At 63.1% G+C, this 22,512-nt stretch carries 22 protein-coding genes; 14 read left to right on the forward strand and 8 right to left on the reverse strand.

What is annotated here, in order from left to right; genetic code table 11:
- Complete coding sequence (gene rlmN, locus ACGYLO_RS02295) at positions 1-1,182, forward strand: 23S rRNA (adenine(2503)-C(2))-methyltransferase RlmN (protein ID WP_271688565.1); 1,182 nt, start codon at positions 1-3, stop codon at positions 1,180-1,182.
- Here rlmN and ACGYLO_RS02300 read toward each other — a convergent pair.
- Positions 1,179-2,309 (reverse strand): FAD-binding oxidoreductase, encoded by a 1,131-nt coding sequence (locus ACGYLO_RS02300; RefSeq protein WP_271688564.1) that lies wholly within the window; start codon positions 2,307-2,309, stop codon positions 1,179-1,181. The two genes, rlmN and ACGYLO_RS02300, sit on opposite strands and share 4 nt — an antisense overlap.
- Before the next feature lie 235 nt (positions 2,310-2,544).
- Here ACGYLO_RS02300 and ACGYLO_RS02305 point away from each other — a divergent pair, with 235 nt between their 5' ends.
- From ACGYLO_RS02305 to ACGYLO_RS02365, 13 genes are all read left to right on the forward strand, one after another.
- Positions 2,545-4,032: an ABC transporter substrate-binding protein gene (locus tag ACGYLO_RS02305; protein ID WP_271688563.1), complete on the forward strand. Its 1,488-nt coding sequence runs from the start codon at positions 2,545-2,547 to the stop codon at positions 4,030-4,032.
- 51 nt (positions 4,033-4,083) lie between these two features.
- The gene (locus ACGYLO_RS02310; RefSeq protein WP_271688562.1) at positions 4,084-5,028 is read left to right on the forward strand and encodes an ABC transporter permease; all 945 of its coding nucleotides are present in this window, start codon (positions 4,084-4,086) and stop codon (positions 5,026-5,028) included.
- Complete coding sequence (locus tag ACGYLO_RS02315; protein ID WP_271688561.1) at positions 5,025-5,843, forward strand: ABC transporter permease; 819 nt, start codon at positions 5,025-5,027, stop codon at positions 5,841-5,843. Before ACGYLO_RS02310 ends, ACGYLO_RS02315 begins: the two co-directional genes overlap by 4 nt.
- The gene (locus ACGYLO_RS02320; RefSeq protein ID WP_271688560.1) at positions 5,840-6,814 is read left to right on the forward strand and encodes an ABC transporter ATP-binding protein; all 975 of its coding nucleotides are present in this window, start codon (positions 5,840-5,842) and stop codon (positions 6,812-6,814) included. Before ACGYLO_RS02315 ends, ACGYLO_RS02320 begins: the two co-directional genes overlap by 4 nt.
- Entirely contained in the window at positions 6,807-7,595 is a 789-nt protein-coding gene (locus ACGYLO_RS02325) for an ATP-binding cassette domain-containing protein (protein WP_271688559.1), read from the forward strand. Before ACGYLO_RS02320 ends, ACGYLO_RS02325 begins: the two co-directional genes overlap by 8 nt.
- A complete protein-coding gene (locus ACGYLO_RS02330) occupies positions 7,592-8,398 on the forward strand; it encodes a metallophosphoesterase (protein ID WP_271688558.1) in 807 nt (268 codons plus the stop codon). Before ACGYLO_RS02325 ends, ACGYLO_RS02330 begins: the two co-directional genes overlap by 4 nt.
- Before the next feature lie 202 nt (positions 8,399-8,600).
- A complete protein-coding gene (locus tag ACGYLO_RS02335; RefSeq protein WP_209216997.1) occupies positions 8,601-9,191 on the forward strand; it encodes an XRE family transcriptional regulator in 591 nt (196 codons plus the stop codon).
- Between the two features lie 64 nt (positions 9,192-9,255).
- On the forward strand, positions 9,256-10,848 hold the full coding sequence (locus ACGYLO_RS02340) for an ABC transporter substrate-binding protein (protein WP_271688557.1): 1,593 nt from the start codon (positions 9,256-9,258) through the stop codon (positions 10,846-10,848).
- Between the two features lie 78 nt (positions 10,849-10,926).
- The gene (locus tag ACGYLO_RS02345; protein WP_271688555.1) at positions 10,927-12,036 is read left to right on the forward strand and encodes a Xaa-Pro peptidase family protein; all 1,110 of its coding nucleotides are present in this window, start codon (positions 10,927-10,929) and stop codon (positions 12,034-12,036) included.
- Positions 12,030-13,037, forward strand: coding sequence for an ABC transporter permease subunit (locus ACGYLO_RS02350; protein WP_168612859.1), 1,008 nt, complete (start codon positions 12,030-12,032; stop codon positions 13,035-13,037). The genes ACGYLO_RS02345 and ACGYLO_RS02350 overlap by 7 nt, the downstream gene beginning before the upstream one ends.
- Positions 13,037-13,942 carry an ABC transporter permease subunit gene (locus ACGYLO_RS02355; protein ID WP_271688552.1) on the forward strand — a complete coding sequence of 302 codons (906 nt, stop codon included), beginning with the start codon at positions 13,037-13,039 and terminating at the stop codon, positions 13,940-13,942. Before ACGYLO_RS02350 ends, ACGYLO_RS02355 begins: the two co-directional genes overlap by 1 nt.
- A 3-nt stretch (positions 13,943-13,945) precedes the next feature.
- Positions 13,946-14,923 carry an ABC transporter ATP-binding protein gene (locus tag ACGYLO_RS02360; RefSeq protein WP_271688551.1) on the forward strand — a complete coding sequence of 326 codons (978 nt, stop codon included), beginning with the start codon at positions 13,946-13,948 and terminating at the stop codon, positions 14,921-14,923.
- Positions 14,920-15,879 (forward strand): ABC transporter ATP-binding protein, encoded by a 960-nt coding sequence (locus ACGYLO_RS02365; RefSeq protein WP_271688549.1) that lies wholly within the window; start codon positions 14,920-14,922, stop codon positions 15,877-15,879. The genes ACGYLO_RS02360 and ACGYLO_RS02365 overlap by 4 nt, the downstream gene beginning before the upstream one ends.
- A 16-nt stretch (positions 15,880-15,895) precedes the next feature.
- Here the strand turns inward: ACGYLO_RS02365 and doeB are convergent, their stop codons facing one another.
- From doeB to dctP, 7 genes are all read right to left on the reverse strand, one after another.
- Positions 15,896-16,885 (reverse strand): N(2)-acetyl-L-2,4-diaminobutanoate deacetylase DoeB, encoded by a 990-nt coding sequence (gene doeB, locus ACGYLO_RS02370; protein WP_271688546.1) that lies wholly within the window; start codon positions 16,883-16,885, stop codon positions 15,896-15,898.
- Positions 16,882-18,063, reverse strand: coding sequence for an ectoine hydrolase DoeA (gene doeA / locus ACGYLO_RS02375; protein ID WP_271688544.1), 1,182 nt, complete (start codon positions 18,061-18,063; stop codon positions 16,882-16,884). Before doeA ends, doeB begins: the two co-directional genes overlap by 4 nt.
- 60 nt (positions 18,064-18,123) lie before the next feature.
- Positions 18,124-18,915 (reverse strand): aspartate/glutamate racemase family protein, encoded by a 792-nt coding sequence (locus ACGYLO_RS02380; RefSeq protein ID WP_271688542.1) that lies wholly within the window; start codon positions 18,913-18,915, stop codon positions 18,124-18,126.
- Between the two features lie 17 nt (positions 18,916-18,932).
- The gene (locus ACGYLO_RS02385) at positions 18,933-19,373 is read right to left on the reverse strand and encodes a universal stress protein (RefSeq protein WP_093738578.1); all 441 of its coding nucleotides are present in this window, start codon (positions 19,371-19,373) and stop codon (positions 18,933-18,935) included.
- Between the two features lie 12 nt (positions 19,374-19,385).
- Entirely contained in the window at positions 19,386-20,672 is a 1,287-nt protein-coding gene (locus ACGYLO_RS02390; protein WP_067262546.1) for a TRAP transporter large permease, read from the reverse strand.
- Positions 20,673-20,675: 3 nt separating this feature from the next.
- Complete coding sequence (locus ACGYLO_RS02395) at positions 20,676-21,314, reverse strand: TRAP transporter small permease (protein WP_197470835.1); 639 nt, start codon at positions 21,312-21,314, stop codon at positions 20,676-20,678.
- A 73-nt stretch (positions 21,315-21,387) separates the two neighbouring features.
- Positions 21,388-22,398 (reverse strand): TRAP transporter substrate-binding protein DctP, encoded by a 1,011-nt coding sequence (gene dctP, locus ACGYLO_RS02400; protein ID WP_271688539.1) that lies wholly within the window; start codon positions 22,396-22,398, stop codon positions 21,388-21,390.
- Positions 22,399-22,512 lie beyond the last annotated feature (114 nt).

Genomic DNA, 22,512 nt, shown 5'->3' on the forward strand with positions numbered 1-22,512 from the left:
ATGTCCGCTTCCGCGCCCATCACCCAAGACGTGATGACCCTTCCCCGTAAGCTGCCCGAAGGGCCGATCAACCTTGTCGGCCTGACCCGCGACGCCATGCGCGACGCGCTGATCGCCCATGGCACGCCCGAGAAACAAGCGAAGATGCGTGTGGGGCAGATTTGGCAGTGGATCTACCAGTGGGGCGTTCGGGATTTCGACGCGATGACCAACCTCGCCAAGGGCTACCGCGCTCAATTGGCTGAGAAATTCGTGATCGAAGTGCCCGAGGTGGTGACCCGTGCGGTCAGCGAGGATGGCACCCGCAAATACCTCGTCCGGATCGCGGGCGGTCATGAGGTCGAGGTGGTTTATATCCCCGAAGAGGGGCGCGGCACGCTTTGTGTCTCTAGCCAAGTGGGCTGCACGCTCACCTGCTCCTTCTGCCACACCGGCACCCAGAAGCTGGTCCGCAACCTTACAGCGGGGGAGATCATCGGTCAGGTTATGGTGGCGCGTGACGATCTGGGCGAATGGCCTGAAATCGGTGCGCCGAAGGATGAAACCCGGCTTTTGAGCAATATCGTGCTTATGGGCATGGGTGAGCCGCTGTATAATTTCGAAAACGTGCGGGACGCGATGAAGATCGCGATGGACCCCGAAGGCATCCAGCTGTCGCGCCGCCGCATCACGCTGTCGACTTCCGGCGTCGTGCCCGAGATTCACCGCACCGCCGCTGAGATCGGCTGCCAGTTGGCCGTGTCCTTCCACGCCACCACCGACGAGGTGCGCAACAAGCTGGTGCCGATCAACAAGCGTTGGAACATTGAGGCGCTGCTGGAGGCGCTCAAAGCCTATCCCAAGGTCAGCAATTCCGAGCGGATCACTTTTGAGTACGTGATGCTGAAGGACGTGAACGACAGCGACGAGGATGCGCATCGTCTGGTCAAGCTGATCGAGGGCATTCCGGCCAAGATCAACCTGATCCCCTTCAACGAATGGCCCGGCTCGCCCTATGAGCGGTCGTCGAACAACCGCATCCGGGCCTTCGCCAACATCATCTATCAGGCCGGCTATGCCTCGCCGATCCGCACCCCGCGGGGCGAAGACATCATGGCGGCTTGCGGTCAGCTCAAGTCGGCGACCGAGCGCGCGCGCAAGTCGCGCAAGCAGATTGAGGCGGACGCGGGTCTGGGCGGTTAAACCAGCCCGGCGCGGTCCCGCGAAAGCGCTTCTTCAGTAACACCCTCGGCGGCGATGTCGCCGGGGATTTCCGCGCCCCGCACCAATGCCGCCGCGGCGCGGGCGAGCGCCGGGGCGGTCTGGATGCCATAGCCGCCTTGGCCAGCAAGCCAGAAGAACCCCTCACCTTCAGGATCATAGCCCGCCACCGGATCGCCATCGGGCAAAAAGCTGCGCAGCCCGGCCCAGCGGCTTTCGATGCGCGGACGTTCAAGGTCGAAGGCGGTTTCGATCCGGTCGATGCAGATCGCGATGTCCAATTCCTCGGGCTGGGCGTCGCAGGGTGGCGAAGGGGTCGCATCGGCAGGGGAAATCAGCAGCTTGCCCGCATCGGCCTTGAGGTAGAACTGCTCGTCGATATCCACCACCATCGGCCAACGGTCCGGCACCATGCCCACGGGCGGGGCCACCGTCAGCGCGGTGCGGCGTTTCGGGGTGAGGCCCGCAGGCTTTAACCCGGCCAGCGTGGCGATCTCATCCGCCCAAGCCCCTGCGGCATTGACGATCACCGGCGCGTGGAAGGTGCCTTGGTTGGTGTCGACCTGCCAGTCACCCTCTTTGCGAAGCGCCTGCACCTCGGCCTTGGTTTGCAAAACGCCGCCCGCCGCGCGGAAGGTCTTGAGGTAATGCTGATGCAGCCCGTTCACGTCGATATCCGCCGCCGAGGCGTCCCGCAGCCCGCCGGTGGCATAGCCTTTGCGCAGCAGCGGCACGAGCGTAGCCACCTCGGCCCCGCTCAGCGGGGTGACATGGGGGCCCAACTCCTCGGCAGTGCGGGCAAGCGATGCTTGCTGGTCCTGCCGCGCGACGAAGACCGCGCCGCGGGGTTCCAGCAGCGGATGCGCCAGATGCGGGCTGGCAGGGTCGTGAAAGAACGCGGCAGAGGCACGAGAGAGGGCGCGGATCACCTCAGGTCCATAGGTCACCGTAAACAGCGCGGCAGAGCGGCCCGTGGTGTGATAGCCCGGCTGGCTTTCGCGCTCCAGCAGCAGCACCCGGCGGTCGCTGGACAGTTCAGCGGCGACAGAGGCGCCCGCAATGCCCGCACCGATCACGATGCAATCGAAACCTGTCGTTGAATTGTTCATACTCTGCCCTCTCTGCGCAGAGGCTAGCACCGCCCGCGGCGGGGCAAAAGGGCCGAAGCGCGGTCCGCCTCTGCCCCTGCGGGCAATCGTATAAATCCGCCATATTGTTGCAATTGCATGAAATTTTCGCCCGGCGCGGTAAAGCCGTTGACCGAACGCCCCGCCCGGCGCAGTCTGTCACAAAGGGCGCATGCGGTGATGCCGAACGCGCCCCGACCCACAGGAGTGCTGCCCCATGTCCGAACCGACCCTTTCCAGAACCCTTCCCGCGCTGGCGCTGGCCTTTGGCCTGATGGCCTCGGCTTCCGCCGCTGCCGAGCTTGTCATCGGCATGCAGCAGGAGCCCACGTCGCTCGATCCCACGGCGGATGCCACCGCCTCCATCGACAGCATGATGACGCAGAACGTCTTCGAATCGCTGACCATCGTGGCCGAGAACGGGGAAGTGCAACCCAATCTCGCGACGTCTTGGGAGGTGTCGGAAGACGGGCTGACCTATACCTTCACACTGGCCGAAGGCGTGGCCTTCCACGACGGCAGCACGCTCGACGCCGACGATGTCGTCTATTCCTTCGACCGCGCCATGGGTGAAGACAGCGTGAACCCGTCGAAGGACATTTTCGAGCCGATCGAAAGCGTCAAGGCGGTCGATCCCCAGACGGTCGAGATCACGCTCAAGAACAAGGATGCCTTTTTCCTGTTCAACATGGGGCAGGGCGACAGCGCCATCGTGGCTTCGGAAAGCGTGGAGACCAACAACGCCAATCCGGTGGGCTCCGGCCCCTTCAAGTTCGACAGCTGGACCCGCGGCGACCGGCTGACGCTGGTCAAGAACCCCGATCACCGCGATGCGGCCGAGGTGGCGCTCGACAAGGTGGTGTTCCGCTTCATCTCTGACCCGGCCGCCGCCACTGCGGCGATGATGGCCGAAGAACTCGACGCTTTCCCCGGCTTCCCCGCGCCGGAACTGCTGCCGCAGTTCGAGGCCGACCCGCGCTTCCGCGTCAACGTCGGCTCGACCGAGGGCGAAGTGATCCTTGCCATGAACAACGCTAAGCCGCCTTTCGACAATGTCGAGGTGCGCCGCGCCGTGGCCACCGCCATCGACCGGGACGAGATCATCGAGGGCGCGATGTACGGCCAGGCCGTGCCGATCGGCAGCTTCTACCCGCCGCATGGCACCGCCTATGTCGACCTGACGGACGCCTATCCGCATGACAGCACCAAGGCCGAGGAGATGTTCGAGGCGGCGGGGGTTGCGGGGGCCACCATGACCCTGCGCGTGCCGCCGTTCCCTTACGCCACTCGCTCGGCCGAAATCATCCAGAACCAGCTGTCGGAGGCCGGGATCGACGCCAAGGTCGAGAATGTCGAATGGGGCTTCTGGATCGATGAGGTCTACAAGAAGAAGAACTACGACATGACCATCATCGCCCACACCAGCCCCAACGACATGGGCAATTTCGCCCGCGGCCCGGATTATTTCTACGGCTACGACAATGCCGAGATGACCGCCCTGTGGGAGAAGATCCAAACTGAGGTCGACGCCGAGGCGCGCAATGAACTGCTCAAGCAGGGCCAGCAGATGCTGTCCGACCAGTCGGTGCATGGCTTTCTGTTCCAACTGCCTCTCTTGGGCGTCTTCCGCCAGGAGGTCGAAGGCTACTGGTCTTCCTCGCCCGTGCTCTACATGCCGCTGAAGAACGTGAGCATCGCTAACTGACCTGAAACGGCCGTGGTGCCCCCGGGCGCCGCGGCTCTTGGACCTGACTTCGTGGCCTATTTTCTTTTCCGCCGCACGCTCGGTTTCGTGCTGACCCTGCTCGCCGTATCGCTCGTCGTCTTTGCCGTGATGAACGTGCTGCCGGGCGATCCGGCGTTGACCATCCTTGGCATGGACGCCAGCGAGGATGCCATCGCGGCGCTGCGCGAACAGCTGGGGCTGAACGAGCCGCTGGTGACCCGCTATGTTTCGTGGGTCTGGAACGCGCTGCAGGGTGACTTCGGCCTCAGTCATTCGTTTCGCGTGCCGGTATCGGAACTCATTGCCGAACGCCTGCCGATGACGATCTCCCTCGCCGTCGCGGGGATGCTGGTGACGCTGGTGCTGGCGCTGGGCCTTGGCATCACGGCGGCGGCGCAGCATGGGCGCGCTGGCGACTGGGGGGTGATGTTTCTCAGCCAGCTCGGCATCGCCGTGCCCGCCTTCTGGCTGTCGATCCTGCTCGTTATGCTCTTTGCCGTGAAGCTGCGCTGGTTGCCGCCAGGCGGCTTTGCGGGCTGGGACGATCCGGCGGCGGCGCTGCGGTCGCTCATCCTGCCCACGGTGGCGCTGGCGCTGGTGCAATCGGCGGTGCTGGCGCGGGTCACGCGCTCTTCGGCGCTGGAGGTGATGCGGCAGGATTTCGTGCGCACCGCGCGCGCCAGTGGCCTCTCGCGGCGGCGGGTGCTCTGGCGGCACGTGCTGCCCAATGCGCTGGTGCCCATCGTGACCATCGTCGGCATGCAGTTCGCCGCCCTAGTGACCGGCACAATCGTGATCGAGAACGTCTTCTACCTGCCGGGGCTGGGGCGGCTGATCTTTCAGTCCATCGCCAACCGCGACCTGCCCACGGTGCAAGCGCTGGTGATGCTGTTCGCCGCTATCGTGGTGACGGCGAATTTCGTGGTCGATCTGCTCTACGTCGTCATCGACCCCCGGCTGAAGGCGCGGGCATGAAGCGGCTTCCGGCGAACTTCCTGCTGGGTGCGCTGCTGGTGAGCCTCGTCGTCGGGGTGGCGGCGCTGTCGCTCGTCTGGACCCCGCATGACCCGCAGGCGATGTCGATCTCCACCAAGTTCGCCCCACCGTCTACGGAGCATTGGCTGGGCACCGATCAGTTGGGCCGCGACGTGGTGGCCCAATTGATGGCGGCGGCGCGCAACTCGATGACCGTGGCGCTGGTGGCGGTGCTCTTGGGCGGCAGCATCGGCGTGGGGCTGGGGCTTCTGGCCTCCGCGCTTGGCGGCTGGGTCGAGGATGCGGTGATGCGGCTCGCCGACTTGGGCTTTGCCTTTCCAGCGCTGTTGTTCGCGATCATGCTGGCGGCGGTCTTCGGGCCGTCGCTGACCAACGCGGTACTGGCGATCTCCTTCATCAACATTCCCATTTTCGCCCGCGTCACCCGCGCCTCGGCGAACCAGATCTGGACGCGCGATTATGTCGCCGCCGCGCGGGCCGCCGGGCGCGGGCGCTTCGCGATCAGTCGGGATCACATCCTTCCCAACATCGCCGCGGCGGTGATCGTGCAGGCCACCATCGAGTTCGCCGTGGCGATCCTCGCCGAAGCGGCGCTGAGCTATCTCGGCCTCGGCGCGCAGCCGCCCGCGTCGAGCTGGGGGCGGATGCTGTCGGAGGCGCAGACGCTGATGTACCTCGCCCCGCAACTGGCGATCTATCCGGGGCTGTGCATCGTCGTGGCCGTGCTGGGCTTTGGCCTGCTGGGCGACGGGCTGCGCGACATCACCGATCCCCGACTGGTGCGCGCGCGATGATAGAGCTTAGCAATCTTTCGATCCATTTCGGCACTGCCGTCGCCCTGCGCGACGCCAATCTGGTGATCGAGCGCGGCGACCGTTTGGGAGTTGTCGGCGAAAGCGGTTCGGGCAAGACGCTGCTGGCGCTCTGTCTGATGGGCATGGCCCCCGAAAGCGCGCGGATGACCGGACAGCTACGCATCGACGGGCAGGACATGGCCACCGCGTCTGAGCGCGATTGGCAGAGGCTGCGCAGCCGCCGCGTGGCGATGGTGTTTCAGGAACCGATGGCGGCGCTGAACCCGCTGCGTCGGGTGGGCGACACGGTGATGGAGCCGATGGTGCTGCATGACGGGCTGACACGCAGCGCCGCCCGTGCCCGCGCCCTGAGCCTGTTCGAAGAGGTGGGCATTCCCGATCCCGACCGTCGCCTGCGGCAGTTCCCGCATGAGATGTCGGGCGGCCAGCGCCAGCGGGTGCTGATTGCGCTGGCGCTGGCCTGCAACCCGATGCTGCTGATCGCGGATGAGCCGACAACCGCGCTCGACGCCAATGTGGCGCTGCGGATCACCGACCTGCTGCAACGGCTCGCGCGGGAGCGGCAGATGGCGCTGGTTTTCATCAGCCATGACCTCGCCGCCGTGGCGCGGGCGACCGAAGACATCGTGGTGATGTATGCAGGCGATATGGTCGAGCAGGGCCGCACGGCAGAGGTGCTGGGCACACCTGCCCATCCCTATACCAAGGGGCTTTTGGGCGCGCGGCCCGATCCGGGCGTGGCGGGGCGGGATGCCCAAGGAAAACGGCGCAGGCTGCCGACCATTCCGGGCGCGGTCCCGCCGCTGCAGGGGCTGCCGCAGGGCTGCCGCTTTGCGGGGCGCTGCCCGGTGGAACTGCCTCACTGCGCCGCGCAGCGCCCGGCCTTCGTGCAGAGCGACGCGGGGCGCGCTGCCGCATGCCACCTGCTGACGGAGGGGCGCCATGACTGACGCGCCGCTTTTAGAGGTCCGCAACCTGACCCGCCGCTACAAACTGCCGCGCCAAAGTCTTCTGCGGGCCCCGCCAGTGCTGACGGCTTTGGAAAACGCCTCCTTCTCGCTGCACGCAGGTGAGACCTTGGGCGTGGTCGGGGAAAGCGGTTCGGGCAAATCCACATTGGCGCGGCTGATCATGGCGTTTGAGCGTCCGGACGCTGGCGCGGTGCTGTTTCGGGGGCGCGATCTGCATGGGCTCGGGGGGCAAGAACTGCGCAGCCTGCGGCGCGATTTTCAGATGGTGTTCCAAGACCCTTTCGGCTCGCTCAACCCGCGCCGCCGTGTCGGCTGGTCCATCGCCGAGCCGTTGCGCGCCAATGGTGAGACCGAGGATATCCCTCGCCGCATCGCCGAAGCCTTGGAGCAGGTCGGGCTGCATGCCGCGGACGCGGGCAAATATCCGCATGAGTTCTCGGGCGGGCAGCGCCAGCGCATCGCCATCGCGCGGGCCATCGTCACCCGCCCCGCGTTGTTGGTCGCGGATGAAGCGGTCTCGGCCCTTGATGTCTCGGTTCAGGCGCAAATTCTGAACCTTTTGATGGACCTGCAGGATGATCTGGGGCTCGGCATGGTCTTTATCAGCCACGACCTTGCGGTGGTCGGATCGATCTGCGACCGGGTGCTGGTGCTGCAGCACGGGCAGACGCTGGAGAGCGGTGCGGCGGCAGATGTGTTGCGCAGCCCCGAGCACCCTTATACGAAAACCCTGCTGACAGCCGCAGGAGTACGCCCATGACCCGTTTCGTCCACCTGACCGACCTGCATATCTCGCATCCCGATCTGAACGACCCGCATCTGCACAGCGACACGCCCGCCACCCTGCGCCGCGTGGTGGAGGTGATCAACGCGATGGAACCCCAGCCCGATTTCGTGGTGGCCAGCGGCGATCTGACCAATCACGGCGACCAACAAAGCTATGCCCTTGTGCGCGAGATTATGGAACCGCTGAAAGCGCCGCTGGTCATGGCCCTCGGCAACCATGACAAACGCGATGGGTTCAACGCGGTCTTTGCGCCGGGGCTGGCCGATGCGCCCTATTTCCACGACGTGCCGCAGGGCGATCTGCATGTCATCACGTTGGACAGCAGCGTGCCGGGCAAGGTGGCCGGGGCGCTGGACGACGCGCAGTTCGAGTTTCTGGAAGCCGCGCTTGAGCGTCATGGCGATCTGGCGAAACTCTTGGTGATCCACCACCCGCCGCGCATTGATCCTGCCACCCTCGCATGGGGCAGTCTGGATGCGGCGAGCAGCGCGCGTTTGGCCGAGATGTTGAAGGGGCAGCGCATGGCGGGCATCCTCTCGGGCCATGTGCATGTGAACCGGGTGAGCCATTGGCACGGCATTCCGGTGGTCATTTCCAACGGGCTGCATTCGACCATCGACCTGACCGAAACCCGCGACCTGCGTATCGTGGAGGGCACTGGATTCGGCCTTTGCGAATGGCATCCCAGCGGGCTGAGCGTTTCCTTTGCCCCGCTTGACCCGACGGCGTCTGAACTGGCGCGGATCGACCGCGCGCAGCTAAAATCCTTTGAGTAGAATGACATCCATCCCCGCTGGCCGCAGCCTCGCGCCCTGCGCCGCGGTGCAGTAAAAAAATTTTTGTTGACCCTCAACCTTTTTAATTTCACACAGCGAGACATGAAAAGGCTATACCCGGCATGAGATCGGGCCGCTGTTCACGGGGAGGGTGAATTTGCTGACTGCCAATGGCGACAGTGTATCGACGCTTGGCGCGCGTATGCGCAAGCAACGTCATCGTTTGTCCCTGACTCTACAGCAGTTGGGCGAAGCCTCCGGCGTGTCCGTAGGCTATCTCAGCCAAGTCGAACGGGGCCGGGCCACGCCGTCACTGGGCACCCTGTCGCAGATCGCCGTGGCGCTTCAGGTCGATGTCAGTTTTTTCATCCATACGCCCAAGACCCAAGACAGCCTGACCCGCGCGGCTGAGCGTCCGCGCTTTGCCGTTTCGGGCTCATCCATCGAATATGAGAAGATCGGCGCGGATTTCCCGGGCCATGAGCTGTCCTCCTACATCATGAACGTGCCGCCGGGCTATGCCTCGGAAGAGGTCGTCCATGAGGGCGAAGAGGTGATCTATATCCTTGAGGGAGAGATCGCGCAGGTCGTCGATGGGGGGGAGCATATTATGCGGCCCGGCGACAGCCTGCATTACCTCGGCAGCAGCCCGCATTCGTGGTCCAACAAGACCGACAGGCCCGCCCGCGTGCTTTGGGTGGGGCGGATGCAATATGAACAGGCCGCTGGCGCCAATAGAATACGTCCGAATGAAGGGGCAGTCGCCACCGCATTCGCGTCGTCTCGCCCGTAAGGGCGTATCACCTGCGGCGGATACCCCGCTGCCAAGAAACAAACCAACCAGGAGAGAGAATATTATGTCTTTTACAACGAAATTGGCCACCGGTGCCATGCTGGCGGTCCTTGGGGCCTCGGCGGTATCGGCCCAATCGCTGGTCTATTGCTCCGAAGGCTCGCCCGAGGGTTTTGACCCTGCGCTGTACACAGCCGGCACCACATTCGACGCCTCCAGCCACCCGATCTACAACCGTCTGGCCGAGTTCAAAGTCGGCACGACCGAAGTCGTGCCCGCGCTGGCCGAAAGCTGGGAAGTCAGCGAAGACGGCATGACCGTGACCTTCAAGCTGCGCAAAGGTGTGAAATTCCACTCCAACGACCAGTTCACGCCGACACGCGACTTTAACGCCGACGACGTGATCTTCAGCTTTGACCGTCAGGGCAACGAAGAGAACCCCTATCACACCGTCTCCGGCGGCACATGGGAATACTACGGCGGCATGTCCATGCCCGACCTGATCGAAAGCATCGAGAAGGTCGACGATTACACCGTGGCGTTCAACCTGACCCGTCCCGAAGCGCCCTTCATCGCGAACATGGCGATGGACTTTGCTTCGATCGTGTCCAAGGAATATGCCGACGCGATGATGGAAGCCGGCACGCCGGAAATGGTGAACCAAGCGCCCATCGGCACTGGCCCGTTCAAGTTCCAAGCCTACCAGAAAGACGCTGTCATCCGTTACCTGCGTAACGACGACTACTGGGGCGATGCGGCCAAAGTCGAAAGCCTGATCTTCGCGATCACGCCCGATGCTTCCGTGCGCTATCAGAAGGTGCAGGCGGGTGAGTGCCACGTCATGGCATATCCGAACCCGGCCGATGTTCAGGCGATGAAAGACGCCGAAGACATCGTCGTGATGGAGCAAGAAGGTCTGAACGTGGGCTATCTGGCCTATAACACGCAGGTCGCGCCCTTCGACAACGCCAAGGTCCGCAAGGCCCTGAACATGGCGATCGACAAACAGGCGATCATCGACGTGGTGTTCCAAGGTTCCGGCGAAATCGCCAAGAACCCGCTGCCGCCGACCATGTGGTCCTACAACGACGCCATCGAAGACGACAACTATGACCCCGAGGCCGCCAAGGCGATGCTCGAGGAAGAAGGTGTCAGCGATCTGTCCATGAAGATCTGGGCGATGCCGGTTCAGCGTCCCTACAACCCCAATGCCCGCCGTATGGCCGAACTGATGCAGGAAGACTTCTCCAAAGTTGGCGTCGATGTCGAAATCGTCTCCTACGAATGGGGTGAGTACCTTGAGCGTTCCAAGTCCAAGGACCGTGACGGTGCCGTGCTGCTGGGTTGGACCGGCGACAACGGTGACCCAGACAACTTCCTCGCGGTTCTGCTGGGCTGTGACGGTGTCGAGAAATCCAACCGCGCCCAGTGGTGCAACGAGGAATTCGACGCGCTGATCCAGAAAGCCAAGGTTCTGCCGACCCAAGAAGAGCGTGCGCCGCTTTACGAAGAAGCGCAGGAAATCTTTAAGGACCAAGCACCTTGGGCCACCATCGCGCATTCGGTCGTCTACATGACCATGCGCCCCGAGGTTGAGAACTATGTCGTGCACCCGCTGGGGGGCCACATCTTCAACCAAGTTGGCCTGAAGCAGTAACACTCCCGCTTTGACCAAAGGGGGCGGCATCCTGTGCCGTCCCCATTTTATTAACCTTGCCAGCCCGAAAGCCAGCCCATGTCCCCTTCGCTGAATGATCGCCTGTCGGCCTATGCCGATATCGCCGCTGACCTATCGGTCGATGCCGTGGCGCTGGTGCCCGGCCCGAATTTCACCCGCGCCGTCGACCATGCCTTCATGAGCCACGAACGCCCCTTCGTTCTGGTGATCCCCGCCCGCGGCCCCGCCGCCGCCTTGGTGCCGAACCTTGAGTTGGGCAGTTGGGAGTTGGTCGGTTTCGACGGGGTCGTTTTCGATTGGCGCGACCAGACGGGCTATGACGATGCCTTCGCCGCGCTGATGCAACATTTGAACATCTCCTCGCTCGCCGTTGAAGGCCAAGTGATGCGCGTCTTCGTGCATCACGCGCTGAAGAAAGCGCAGCCCGATCTGCGGATCATCGACGCCGAGCGCGAGATCTCCGCCCCCCGCATGATCAAGACCGAGGCCGAGGTCGCGGCCCTGCAAAAAGCCATCGACATTTCCGAACGCGCCCTGCGCGCCACGCTGGATAGCGTGAAGCTCGGCCAGACCGAGAAAGAGATCGAACAGAAACTGGTGCAGATGGTCTTTGCCGAAGGGGCCGACGATCTGTCCTTCGCCCCCATCGTCGCCGCCGGTGACGGCTCGGCCCGCCCGCATGCCAAAGCGCGTGAGGATTACCACGTCAAAGCAGGCGATGCGCTGCTGATCGACTTCGGCGCGCGGAAGGACGGCTTTGCCGCCGACATCACCCGCACCGTTTTCCTTACCCATGTCAGCGACGAGGGGCGCGCCGTGTACGACACTGTGCTGCGCGCCAATCTTGCCGGGCTGGAGGCCACCCGTGCAGGCGTCACCGCGCATGAGATCGACGATGTGGTGACCGGGGTGCTCGAAGCCTCTCCTTTTGCCGACCGCATCCGCACCAAGACCGGCCACGGTCTAGGCCGCGATGTGCATGAAGCGCCCTATATCATGCGCGGCAACCACATGACTTTACCCGCCGGAACGGTGTACACCAACGAACCCGGTCTCTATGAGATCGGCAACTTTGGGGTGCGCATCGAAGATGACGTGCTGATTACCGAAGATGGCTACAAATCCCTGACCAACTTTCCGAAGGAACTGATGGTGCTCCCGTGCTGAAATATGTCTTGTCGCGCCTTGCGACCTTCATCCCCACCTTTATCGGCGTCACGCTGATATCATTCGCCTTCATCCGCTTGCTGCCCGGCGACCCGATCGTCGTCATGGCCGGTGAGCGTGGCATTTCCGAAGAACGCTATCTCGAACTGCAACAGCAGTTCGGCTTTGACCGGCCGATCTATGTGCAGTTCTGGGATTACTTCACCGGCGTGATACAGGGGGATTTGGGCACGTCTTTCGTGACCAAACGCCCCGTCTGGGATGAGTTCTTCTCGCTTTTCCCCGCCACGCTTGAGCTGTCGCTCTGTGCGATGATCTTCGCCGTGGCCTTGGGCCTGCCCGCGGGGGTGATCGCGGCGGTGAACCGGGGCAAGTTCTTTGACCGGGCGCTGATGTCGACCGCGCTGGTGGGCTATTCGATGCCGATCTTCTGGTGGGCCTTGCTGCTGATCATCGTCTTTTCCGGAAACTTGGGCTGGACCCCGGTCTCGGGCCGGATCGACCTTCTTTACTATTTCCCCAACGCCACTGGCTTTATGCTGATCGACAGCATCGTCTCGGGGCAGGACGGGGCGTTCCTCTCGGCGCTGCGGCACCTTCTGCTGCCGACCATCGTGCTGGGGACGATCCCATTGGCGGTGATCGCGCGGCAGACCCGTTCGGCGATGCTTGAGGTTTTGGGCGAGGATTATATCCGCACCGCCCGCGCCAAGGGCATGTCGACGGGCCGGATCAACGGCATCCACGCCCTGCGCAACGCGCTTATCCCCGTCATCACCGTGATCGGCCTCTCGGTCGGCACACTGCTGGCGGGCGCCATCCTGACCGAGACCATCTTTAGCTGGCCGGGCATCGGCAAGTGGATGGTCGACAGCATTTTCCGCCGCGACTACCCGGTGGTTCAGGGTGGCCTTCTGCTCATCGCCGTCATGGTCATGGTCGTGAACCTTACCGTCGACATGCTCTACGGCATCATCAACCCCAAGATCAGGAAACGCTAATGGACGACGCACTCTCTGCCGAAGCCGAAATGGTGCACGACCGCCCCGGCCGCTTGCGCGAATTCTGGTTCTATTTCCGTGAAAACCGCGGGGCCGTGATTGGCCTGTGGATCTTCGCCATCTTCGCCATCCTCGCGCTCTTCGGCCCATGGATCGCCCCGCATGACGCGACCGAGCAGTTCCGCTCGGCCACCCTGCAACCGCCCGCGTGGCAAGAGGGGGGGACGTGGAACCACATCCTCGGCACCGATCCTCTGGGCCGGGACATGCTCTCGCGGCTGATCGTCGGCGCGCGCTATTCCTTCTTCGTGGGCATCGTGGTGGTGACCATCGCCGCCTCGGGCGGGATCATCATCGGTCTCATCTCCGGCTTCGCGCCCAAATGGGTCGATACGATCATCATGCGGATCATGGACATCATCCTTGCCTTCCCGTCGCTCTTGCTGGCGTTGGTGCTGGTGGCGATCCTTGGGCCAAGCCTCACCAACGCGATGATCGCCATCGCCATCGTGCTGCAGCCGCATTACGTGCGCCTGACCCGCGCCAGCGTGATCTCCGAGCGGCAGAAGGACTATGTCACCTCGGCCCGCGTCGTTGGTGCCAGCACGCTGCGGCTGATGGTCGTGACCGTGCTGCCAAACTGCCTTGCGCCGATCATCGTTCAGGCCGCGCTGTCGTTTTCGACCGCGATCCTCGATGCCGCCGCCTTGGGCTTCCTCGGGATGGGCGCACAGCCGCCCACCCCCGAATGGGGCACCATGCTGGCCGAAGCGCGCGAGTTCATCCTGCGCGCATGGTGGGTCGTGACCTTCCCGGGTCTTGCGATCCTCGTCACGGTGCTCGCGATCAACCTCATGGGCGACGGTCTGCGCGACGCCCTCGATCCGAAACTGAAGCGGAGCTGATTGATGTCACTATTGCGTATCCGCAACCTCTCGGTCGATTTCGCCACCGCCTCGGGCAAGTTCCGCGCCGTGGACAGCGTCGATCAGGATGTCGACACCGGTGAGATTCTCGCCATCGTCGGCGAAAGCGGCTCGGGCAAATCGGTCTCGATGCTGGCGCTGATGGGGCTCTTGCCCTGGACCGCCACCGTCACCGCCGATGAGCTGACCTTTGACGGCCACGACCTGCTGACAATGGACAAACGCGCCCGGCGTAAGATCGTCGGCAACGATCTGGCGATGATCTTCCAAGAGCCGATGTCCTCGCTCAACCCCTGTTTCCCGGTGGGCTGGCAGATCAAGGAATCTCTCCGCGTGCATCTGGGCCTGAACCGGGCCGAGCGGCACAAGCGGGCGATTGAACTGTTCGAACAGGTCGGCATTCCGGACCCGGAAAAGCGCCTTTCGGTCTTCCCGCACCAGATGTCGGGTGGGATGAACCAGCGGGTGATGATCGCCATGGCGATTGCCTGCAAGCCGAAGCTTCTGATCGCGGATGAGCCGACGACCGCGCTCGACGTGACCATTCAGGCGCAGATCCTCGACCTGCTGACCTCGCTGCGCGACGAGACGGGCATGGGGTTGGTGCTGATCACCCATGACATGGGTGTGGTGGCCGAAACAGCCGAGCGCGTGAGCGTGCAATATGCGGGCCAGAAGATCGAAGAGCAGCAGGTGCTGCCGCTCTTCCGCGAACCGCACCATCCCTATACGGCGGCGCTGCTGGATGCCTTGCCCGAACGCGCCACGGAGAAACGCCTGCCGACGATCCCCGGCGTTGTGCCGGGCCAGTTCGACCGGCCAGCGGGCTGCCTCTTCTCCCCGCGCTGCAAGTTCGCCAACGACAAATGCCGCGCCGAGAACCCGCCGCCCTTGGGCGAAGACCTCGGCAAGGCGCGCTGTTTCTATCCTCTCAACACCGATGAAAGGGCCGCGTCATGACCGCCCCCGTAATGACCGCCGACTCGCTGCAGCGTCACTATCAGGTTGGTGGCGGCTTCCTGCGCAAGACCCAGACGCTCAAGGCCGTCGCGGGCCTCGATTTCGAACTGCACCCCGGCAAGACGCTGGCCGTGGTGGGCGAGAGCGGCTGCGGCAAGTCCACGCTGGCGCGCATGGTCACGATGATTGAAGAGCCGACCGCAGGCGCGCTCACGCTCGACGGCAAGCCTGTGCGGCCCGAGGATTGGGCCGACCTGCGCCAGCATGTGCAGATCGTCTTTCAGGACCCTTACGGCTCGCTCAACCCGCGCCAGCAGATCGGCACGATCCTGCAAGAGCCGCTGGTCATCAACCGCAAGGACATGTCCAAGAAAGAGCGCGAGGAAAAGGCGCGCGAGATGCTGCGCCTCGTCGGCCTGCGGCCCGAGCATTACGACCGCTACCCGCATATGTTCTCGGGCGGTCAGCGCCAGCGGATCGCGGTGGCCCGGGCGCTGATGCTCGACCCCAAGGTGCTGGTGCTGGACGAGCCGGTCTCGGCTTTGGACCTGTCGATCCAATCGGCGATCCTGAACCTGCTGGTGGACCTGCAGGAAAAGATGGATTTGGCCTATCTCTTCATCAGCCATGACCTGTCAGTTGTGCGCCACGTGGCCGATGACGTGATCGTCATGTACCTCGGCCGCGCGGTGGAGAAGGGACCGAAGGACGAGGTTTTCGACAACCCGCGCCATCCCTATACAGCGGCGCTGCTCTCTGCCACACCGCGCGCGGACCCCGAAGGCGGCAAGGAGCGGATCAAGTTGCAGGGCGAGCTGCCCTCGCCGCTGGCGATCCCCGAGGGCTGCCCCTTCGCGCCGCGCTGTTGGAAAGTGCAGGATGTCTGCCGGAAAGAGCGCCCCCCGTTGGAGGGCGCACCGCATCCAGCGGCTTGCTACTTCCCCATCGACGAATGAAGCGGGCGCGGGTGGCTCAGACCACCTGCGCCACCACCCCGATGCAATCGCCCATCTTGACCAGCCCCGGCACATGCCGGGCGGTCAGGATGCCGCTAAGCTGCGCATGGGCGAGGATCGCTGGCTGACCGCTGCGGTCGCTGGGCCAGAGGCGGGCGATGGGCTGGCCCTCGGTCACCGCGTCACCCAGATCGACCAGCGGCTCAAGCAGGGCCGTGGTCTCGCTAAAGGTGAAACAGCGCCCGTCGGGCATGTCGAGCATCACGCTTTCGGCCACCTCCGGCTTCCCTTGCAGAATGCCCGCATGGATCAGCAGATTGCGCGCGCCTTTGCGGGCGACGGCGATGCTCTTGGCTGTCGATGTGCCAGCACCGCCGAGTTCGGTGGTGACAAAAACCTTGCCCTGCTCCTCGACCTCGGTGTCGAACATGCCGCGGTTGTCGATCTCTAGCATCTTCATGGAGTAAGGCGCGTTGAAGGCCTCCATCGCGGCCATGCAGGCGGCCTCTTGCCGCTTGTCGGGCAGGATATGCGCGGCGGCGAAGGGCAGGAAATCCAGCGTCCGCCCGCCGGAGTGGTAATCCAGCACAATATCGGCCAGCGGCACCAGTTCGGTGGCGATGTAATGCGCGATCTTCTGGGTCACCGTGCCCCCGGGGCTACCCGGAAAGCTGCGGTTCATATTGCCCCCGTCGATGGGCGAACAGCGGCGGCCTGCGGCAAAGGCAGGTTGGTTCATCATCGGCAGGATGATGATGCGGCCCGAGACCTGCGCCGGATCCAGCGTGGCGGCCAGTTCCTGCAAGGCAATCGGGCCTTCGTATTCATCGCCGTGGTTGCCGCCGGTGAGCAGCGCCGTGGGGCCGTCGCCGCCATTGATGACGGTGATGGGGATCATCACGGACCCCCAAGCGCTGTCGTCGCGGCTGTAGGGCAGGCGCAGGAAACCGTGATGGGCGCCGGGTTGGTCGAGCGGGATGGTCGGGGTGATGGGATTGCTGGTCATGCGGAAACAAACAACTTTCGCGGTGTGGTGCAGAAACATTCGTGGCCGGTCTCGGTAATTCGGATCGGCTCGGTGATCTCAAGCCCGCCATCGTCGAGCCAAAGCGCGGGCATGAAATGGAAGGTCATACCGGGCTCTAGGATCGTCTTGTCGCCACGGCGGAAAGAGATGGTGCGCTCCCCCCAGTCCGGCGGGTAGCTGATGCCGATGGCATAGCCGCAGCGGCTGTCCTTTTCGAATCCCGCCTTGTTCAGCGTGGCGTTAAAAGCATTGGCGATATCCTCGGCCCGGTTGCCGGGTTTGGCCTGTTCGAGACCTGCGTCAATCGCATCCAGCACGGCGCTTTCCGCGTCGCGGTATTTCTGCGGCACATCGCCAAAGAACAGCGTGCGCGACTGGGGGCATTGGTAGCGTCGATGCGCGCCTGCGATCTCAAAGAACGTCGCCTCATTGGGCTGCATGGGCCGGTCGTCCCATGTCAGATGCGGGGCGGTGGCGTCCATGCCCGAGGGGGCCATTGGCACGATGGCCGGGTAATCGCCCCAGAACCCCTGCGCGCCGCGAATGCCGGTGGCATAGATCTCGGCCACCAGATCGTTCTTGCGCATGCCGGGCACGGCGACTTCGAGGATGCGAACGTGCATTTCCTCGACGATGCGCGCAGCGCGTTCCATATACTCGATCTCGCGCTCGGATTTCACCGCGCGTTCCCAGTTCACCAGCGCGGTGGCATCCAAGAAGGTCGCCTTGGGCAGTTTGGCCTTGAGCGTGTCATGGGCGCGGGCGGAGTAATAGTAGTTGTCCATCTCGACGCCGATGCGCGCCTGCTCCAACCCCATCTCGCTCAAGAGGGTTGAGAGGTCTTCCATCGGGTGTTTTTCGGGGTTCTGGACGTAGGTATCGTCATAGCCGCGAATGCAGTCGTCCTCCATGAAGACCGTCCGCCGGGCGCCAAGCGCATCCATGCCGCGGCCCCACCAGACCGGCTCGCCCTCATGGGTCAGGATCACCGCTTGGTAAACATAGAAGGACCAACCGTCATAACCCGAGAGCCAAGACATGTTCGACGGATCGCTGACGACGATGGCATCGAGATTGCGCGCGGCCATGGTCTTGCGCGTTCGGTCGACCCGGCGCTGGTACTCGCTGTTTGTAAAATTCGCCTCATAAGTGGTCATAGGCCAGCCCCTTTCATGTCTGGTTACCCGAATAATGCGATCCGGCCAGAGGGGCCGGGATCACGGAATGATGCCTTGTGCATGGGCGCTTGGCATGTCGCAGTCGAACAGACGGCCATAGCCATCGGGGCGGCCCGAAAGCCCGCCCATCCGCTGCAACGCCCAGCACAGCGCTTGGTTAGAGGTCACGACGGGCTTGCCCAGCCGTGTTTCGATCCGGTCGATCACGTCGACGCCGCGCAGGGAGGTGCAGGAGAGGAAAAATGCCTCTACTTCCGCGCCATCCAGCGCAGCGGCGCCGTTTATGATGCTTTCGTCGTCAATCCGCGCCATGTCGCGGTCGTCTTCCAATGCGAAGGCCCCGTTGCGCATGACCTCTAGCCCCTGATCGTTGAAATAGGTGGCCAGCGGCGCGGCGGTTTCCGGCAGATAGGGGGTCAGCATCGCCACCCGCGTCACGCCAAGCGCGGCAAAGCCTGCGATGGCGGCAGAGGCGGGGGTGATGACGGGCACGCCGGGCAGCCCCTCGCCAATCGCCTCGCGCACGGCCGGGTTGCCGATGGCGACCGAGGCCGAGGTGCAGCAAAAGGCGATGGCCGACAGCTGGATGCCCGGCACCAAAAGCGCCGCCGTGCGCGCCATATCGGGGGTCATGGCCCGCAGCCGTTCGGGGGTGGTGGGGTTCTCAAAGGCGATCCGCGCCACATGCAGCGCCGCCTGCGCCGGGTCGATCAGCCGCGCGGCGTCGCGTTCAAAGGTCATGTCGGTCGACAGCAGCATCGCCCCCAGCCGCACGGGGTCATCTTCACGCAAACGGCAATCAAGCGTCTCGCTTTGCACAGGAGGTGTCACCTGAATATTCCTTTGACCTAGACGACAAGCACGGGGCATTTCGCGAGCCCCGTAACCTTGTGAGAGACCGAGCCCAAGAGGTAGCTGTCGCCCGTGGCGCCTAGGCCGCGTGACCCGATGACGATAAGATCGACCTCATGTTTCTTGGCAAATTCCGTCACCGCCCGCGCGGGGCGGCCAGAGCGGACGAAGGCGCGGACATTCTCGACGCCCGCGTCTTTCATTAGTTGCTTGCCGTGGGTGATGATCTCGGTCGCATGGGCCTGCATCGCGTCGTCGATATTGCCCGGATCGTTCACCCGCACCATCGACAGCGACGCCTCCAGCATCGAATGATGCCGGTAGATCGTCAGCAGCGTCACCTTCGCCCCGGTCAGATTGGCCATCTCTGCCGCCTTCATCAGTGCGCGGTCGGCATTCACCGAGCCGTCATAGGGGGCGAGGATATGGGTGAACATGACGCTCTCCTCTTATTTCGCAAAGGCCAGATCGCGCAGGAACAGGGCGATTTGCGGGAAAAAGATCAGGGCAACCGAGACGCTCAGCAGCATGATGATGAAGGGCGGGGTGCCGCGGATGACCTCCATATAGGGCCGTTTGAAGACCGCGATGGCGGTGAAGATGTCACAGCCAAAGGGCGGCGTGGCCGAGCCGATGGCGACTTGCAACGTGATGACGGTGCCGACCAGCACCGGGTCGAGGCCGACCGAGTCCACCACCGGTGCGAAGATCGGCACGAAGACGAGGATCACGACGATGGGGTCCACGAACATACAGCCGATGAAGAAGGCCGCCGAGATCACGAAGAGCACGCCAATCGGCCCCATGCTGTCGATCCCGATGCCGGTCAGCACCGCTTGGGGAATCTGCGCGAAGGAGATCACCCAAGAGAATGCCGCACCCGCCGCGACGAGGATGAAGACCACGGCGGTAATCAGCCCGGTCGATTTCGCGGTCTCATAGATGCCGGCAAAGTCGATTTCCCGAAAGACGATCATCTCAAGGAAAATGGCATAGAGCACGCAGGCCGCCGCCGCCTCGGTCGGGGAGAAGACACCGCCGTAGATGCCGCCGATGATGATCGCCGGGAAGCCCAGGGGCCAGAGCGCTTGACGCACCGCGCGGAAACGCTCGCCCCATGTCGCTTTCTCTTCGGTGGGGACGTTGTGGCGGTAGGCGTAGATCACGGAATAGACCGAGAAGAGCGCGAGGATCAGCAGCCCCGGCCCGATGCCCGCGATGAAGAGTTCGGCAATGGACGTGTTGGAGACGACGCCGTAGATGATCATCCCGATGGAGGGCGGAATCAGGAAGGCGATATCGGAGGAGTTCACGATCAGCGCCAGCACGAAACTGTCTTTGTAGCCCGCCTTGAGCATCCGGGGCCGCAGCGGCGAGCCGACGGCGACGACCGTCGCCTGAGTGGAGCCCGAGACCGCGCCGAACATGGTGCAGGCCGCGGCAGTGGCGACCGCGAGACCGCCCTTCATATGGCCGACGAAGGACATCACCATATCGATCAGCCGCCCGGCGGATTGGCCGCGCGTCATGATGTCGGCGGCAAAGATGAACATCGGCACGGCGATCAGCGAGGCGGGACGCACCCCCGCCATCATCTGCTGCACCATCGTCTCAAGCTGGCCAAAGCCGCCGAAGAGGGAATAGAAACCGACAAACGCGCCGACGATCAGCGGGATCATCATGGGAAAGCCGAGCAGCAACAGAACGACCATGACAGAGAAAATGGTGACGGCCATGGCTCAGACCTCCCGCTCGTTGTCGTCGTAGCCTTCGAGAACGCTGGTCGACAGGTAGATATCTGGTTCGATGATGTTTTTGATCGCTGTCAGCAGGTATTGCAGCCCGGTCATGAAAAAGCCGAAAGGCACCCAGACCAGTGTCCACCAGACCGGCACTTGCAGCGCGGGCAGCAGGCGGCCGCGTCCGGCTTGGGTCATGATGTATTGCAATGCGTACCAAGCAAGGCCGAACATGAAGACGGCGGTGACGAAGGCGATAAAGATCATCAGCACTTTGCGGGGGCGCGGGGGCAGGGCGTCGAAAATCGCCGACATGCGGATATGCCGCCCATGCCGCGCGGCATAGGAGATGCCCGCAAAGGTGATGAGAATGATCAGAACGCTGTTCAGTTCTTCGGAAAAGAAGATCGAGCTTTGAAAGACGAAACGGCCCACCACATTGGCAATTGTATTGGCGGCCATCAACAAGACACCAGCGGCGAGCATTACGGACTCAAGCCAGCTGATCGCGTTGTCGATCGTGCCCAGAGGGCCGGGGAGGGTGGATTTATAGGTGCCCACGGGGGCGTCATCGGTGCCGGTGGTATCTGTCTGAGATTGCAGTTGCGAACTGTGGTTGTCTTCCGTCACCGGCGTCATCCCGTAGATGGTTCAAATGGATCGCGTCAAAATAAGGTCACCCCCCGGCGATGCCGGAGGGTGAGAAAGGTATTTACTTGACGGCTTCAAGGTCTGCCTTGAATTGCTCAAGGATTTCCTTGCCGCTGTCGCCTGTCATTTCGATGAAGGCTTCTTCGACCGATGCGGCCTTGTCTTTGAAGGGCTGACGCTCTTCTTCGGACAGGATGTTGATCTGCATGTCGGGCTTCGCCTTGGCGATGTTATCCAGCGACTTTTCCTGCAGGCCGGACTGGTATTCGAGGATGTATTCGAATGCCGCGTCAGAGGCGTTCTGAACCACCTCTTTGTCCGCATCGGACAGGCCGTCGTAGAAATCCTTGTTGGCCATCACAGCGGTGGTGAAGTTGTTGTGGCCGATGCAGGTGATGACCTCGGTCACCTCATACATCTTGGTGGATTCCAGATAGAAGCCGGGGTTTTCCTGACCTTGGATGATGCCGGTCTGCATCGCGCCATAGACTTCGCCCCATGGCAGCGGTGTCGGGGTCGCGCCGAAGGCTTTGTAGCTTTCGACCAAGAGCGGGTTGGTCATGACGCGGAACTTGACTTCGTTGAGGTCCTCGGGCGTTTTGACCGGCTCTTGCGTGGTCATGCAGACGTCGCCCTCGGGGAACATCTTGAGCAGTTCCAGACCCTGCTCTGCATAAAGCTCGGGGAACATCTCGTTGATGGCCTTGGAACTGCGGAAGAACTCGAACAGTTCCTCGTCGTCCTGCGGCAGCAGGTAGGGCACGAAGAAGACCTGCGCCTCGGGGATCAGCGCGCCGGTGAAGCCGGGGGATTGATCCACGAACTGAAGGATACCGGCCTGCGCCTGTTCCATCGTGTCAACGGATTCACCCAATGTGCCATAGGGAAAAAGCTGCACTTCGTGGTCGGAGTTCGCTTCGACTTCTTCCTTGAATTTCTGGGCGTATTTGCCCTGCACCTCGTCCAGGGCCTCTTCAAATGCATAGCGCCAAGTGTCGGCGGAGGCCGCGCCTGCGACGCTTGTCACGGCTGCGAGGATACCCCCGGTGATAACGGTCTTGAAATTAGCCATCTGTCTCCCTTTCATTTATTGCCCGCGCAGCACAAAGGCCGCAGCGAAACTAATGTCCTGACTGCTAGATCATTTAAACCGATCCCAATCATGTCAATGTGAATATTGATCCAT

Origin of the sequence: Sulfitobacter sp. 1A13353 (assembly GCF_043557255.1) — a bacterium.
Taxonomy (GTDB): domain Bacteria; phylum Pseudomonadota; class Alphaproteobacteria; order Rhodobacterales; family Rhodobacteraceae; genus Sulfitobacter; species Sulfitobacter faviae.

Coding starts and splice junctions, on each gene's coding strand:
- rlmN (WP_271688565.1), top strand. CDS start 1: ATGTCCGCTTCCGCGCCCATCACCCAAGACGTGATGACCCTTCCCCGT.
- ACGYLO_RS02300 (WP_271688564.1), bottom strand. CDS start 2,309: ATGAACAATTCAACGACAGGTTTCGATTGCATCGTGATCGGTGCGGGC.
- ACGYLO_RS02305 (WP_271688563.1), top strand. CDS start 2,545: ATGTCCGAACCGACCCTTTCCAGAACCCTTCCCGCGCTGGCGCTGGCC.
- ACGYLO_RS02315 (WP_271688561.1), top strand. CDS start 5,025: ATGAAGCGGCTTCCGGCGAACTTCCTGCTGGGTGCGCTGCTGGTGAGC.
- ACGYLO_RS02320 (WP_271688560.1), top strand. CDS start 5,840: ATGATAGAGCTTAGCAATCTTTCGATCCATTTCGGCACTGCCGTCGCC.
- ACGYLO_RS02325 (WP_271688559.1), top strand. CDS start 6,807: ATGACTGACGCGCCGCTTTTAGAGGTCCGCAACCTGACCCGCCGCTAC.
- ACGYLO_RS02330 (WP_271688558.1), top strand. CDS start 7,592: ATGACCCGTTTCGTCCACCTGACCGACCTGCATATCTCGCATCCCGAT.
- ACGYLO_RS02335 (WP_209216997.1), top strand. CDS start 8,601: ATGCGCAAGCAACGTCATCGTTTGTCCCTGACTCTACAGCAGTTGGGC.
- ACGYLO_RS02340 (WP_271688557.1), top strand. CDS start 9,256: ATGTCTTTTACAACGAAATTGGCCACCGGTGCCATGCTGGCGGTCCTT.
- ACGYLO_RS02345 (WP_271688555.1), top strand. CDS start 10,927: ATGTCCCCTTCGCTGAATGATCGCCTGTCGGCCTATGCCGATATCGCC.
- ACGYLO_RS02355 (WP_271688552.1), top strand. CDS start 13,037: ATGGACGACGCACTCTCTGCCGAAGCCGAAATGGTGCACGACCGCCCC.
- ACGYLO_RS02360 (WP_271688551.1), top strand. CDS start 13,946: ATGTCACTATTGCGTATCCGCAACCTCTCGGTCGATTTCGCCACCGCC.
- ACGYLO_RS02365 (WP_271688549.1), top strand. CDS start 14,920: ATGACCGCCCCCGTAATGACCGCCGACTCGCTGCAGCGTCACTATCAG.
- doeB (WP_271688546.1), bottom strand. CDS start 16,885: ATGACCAGCAATCCCATCACCCCGACCATCCCGCTCGACCAACCCGGC.
- doeA (WP_271688544.1), bottom strand. CDS start 18,063: ATGACCACTTATGAGGCGAATTTTACAAACAGCGAGTACCAGCGCCGG.
- ACGYLO_RS02385 (WP_093738578.1), bottom strand. CDS start 19,373: ATGTTCACCCATATCCTCGCCCCCTATGACGGCTCGGTGAATGCCGAC.
- ACGYLO_RS02390 (WP_067262546.1), bottom strand. CDS start 20,672: ATGGCCGTCACCATTTTCTCTGTCATGGTCGTTCTGTTGCTGCTCGGC.
- ACGYLO_RS02395 (WP_197470835.1), bottom strand. CDS start 21,314: ATGACGCCGGTGACGGAAGACAACCACAGTTCGCAACTGCAATCTCAG.
- dctP (WP_271688539.1), bottom strand. CDS start 22,398: ATGGCTAATTTCAAGACCGTTATCACCGGGGGTATCCTCGCAGCCGTG.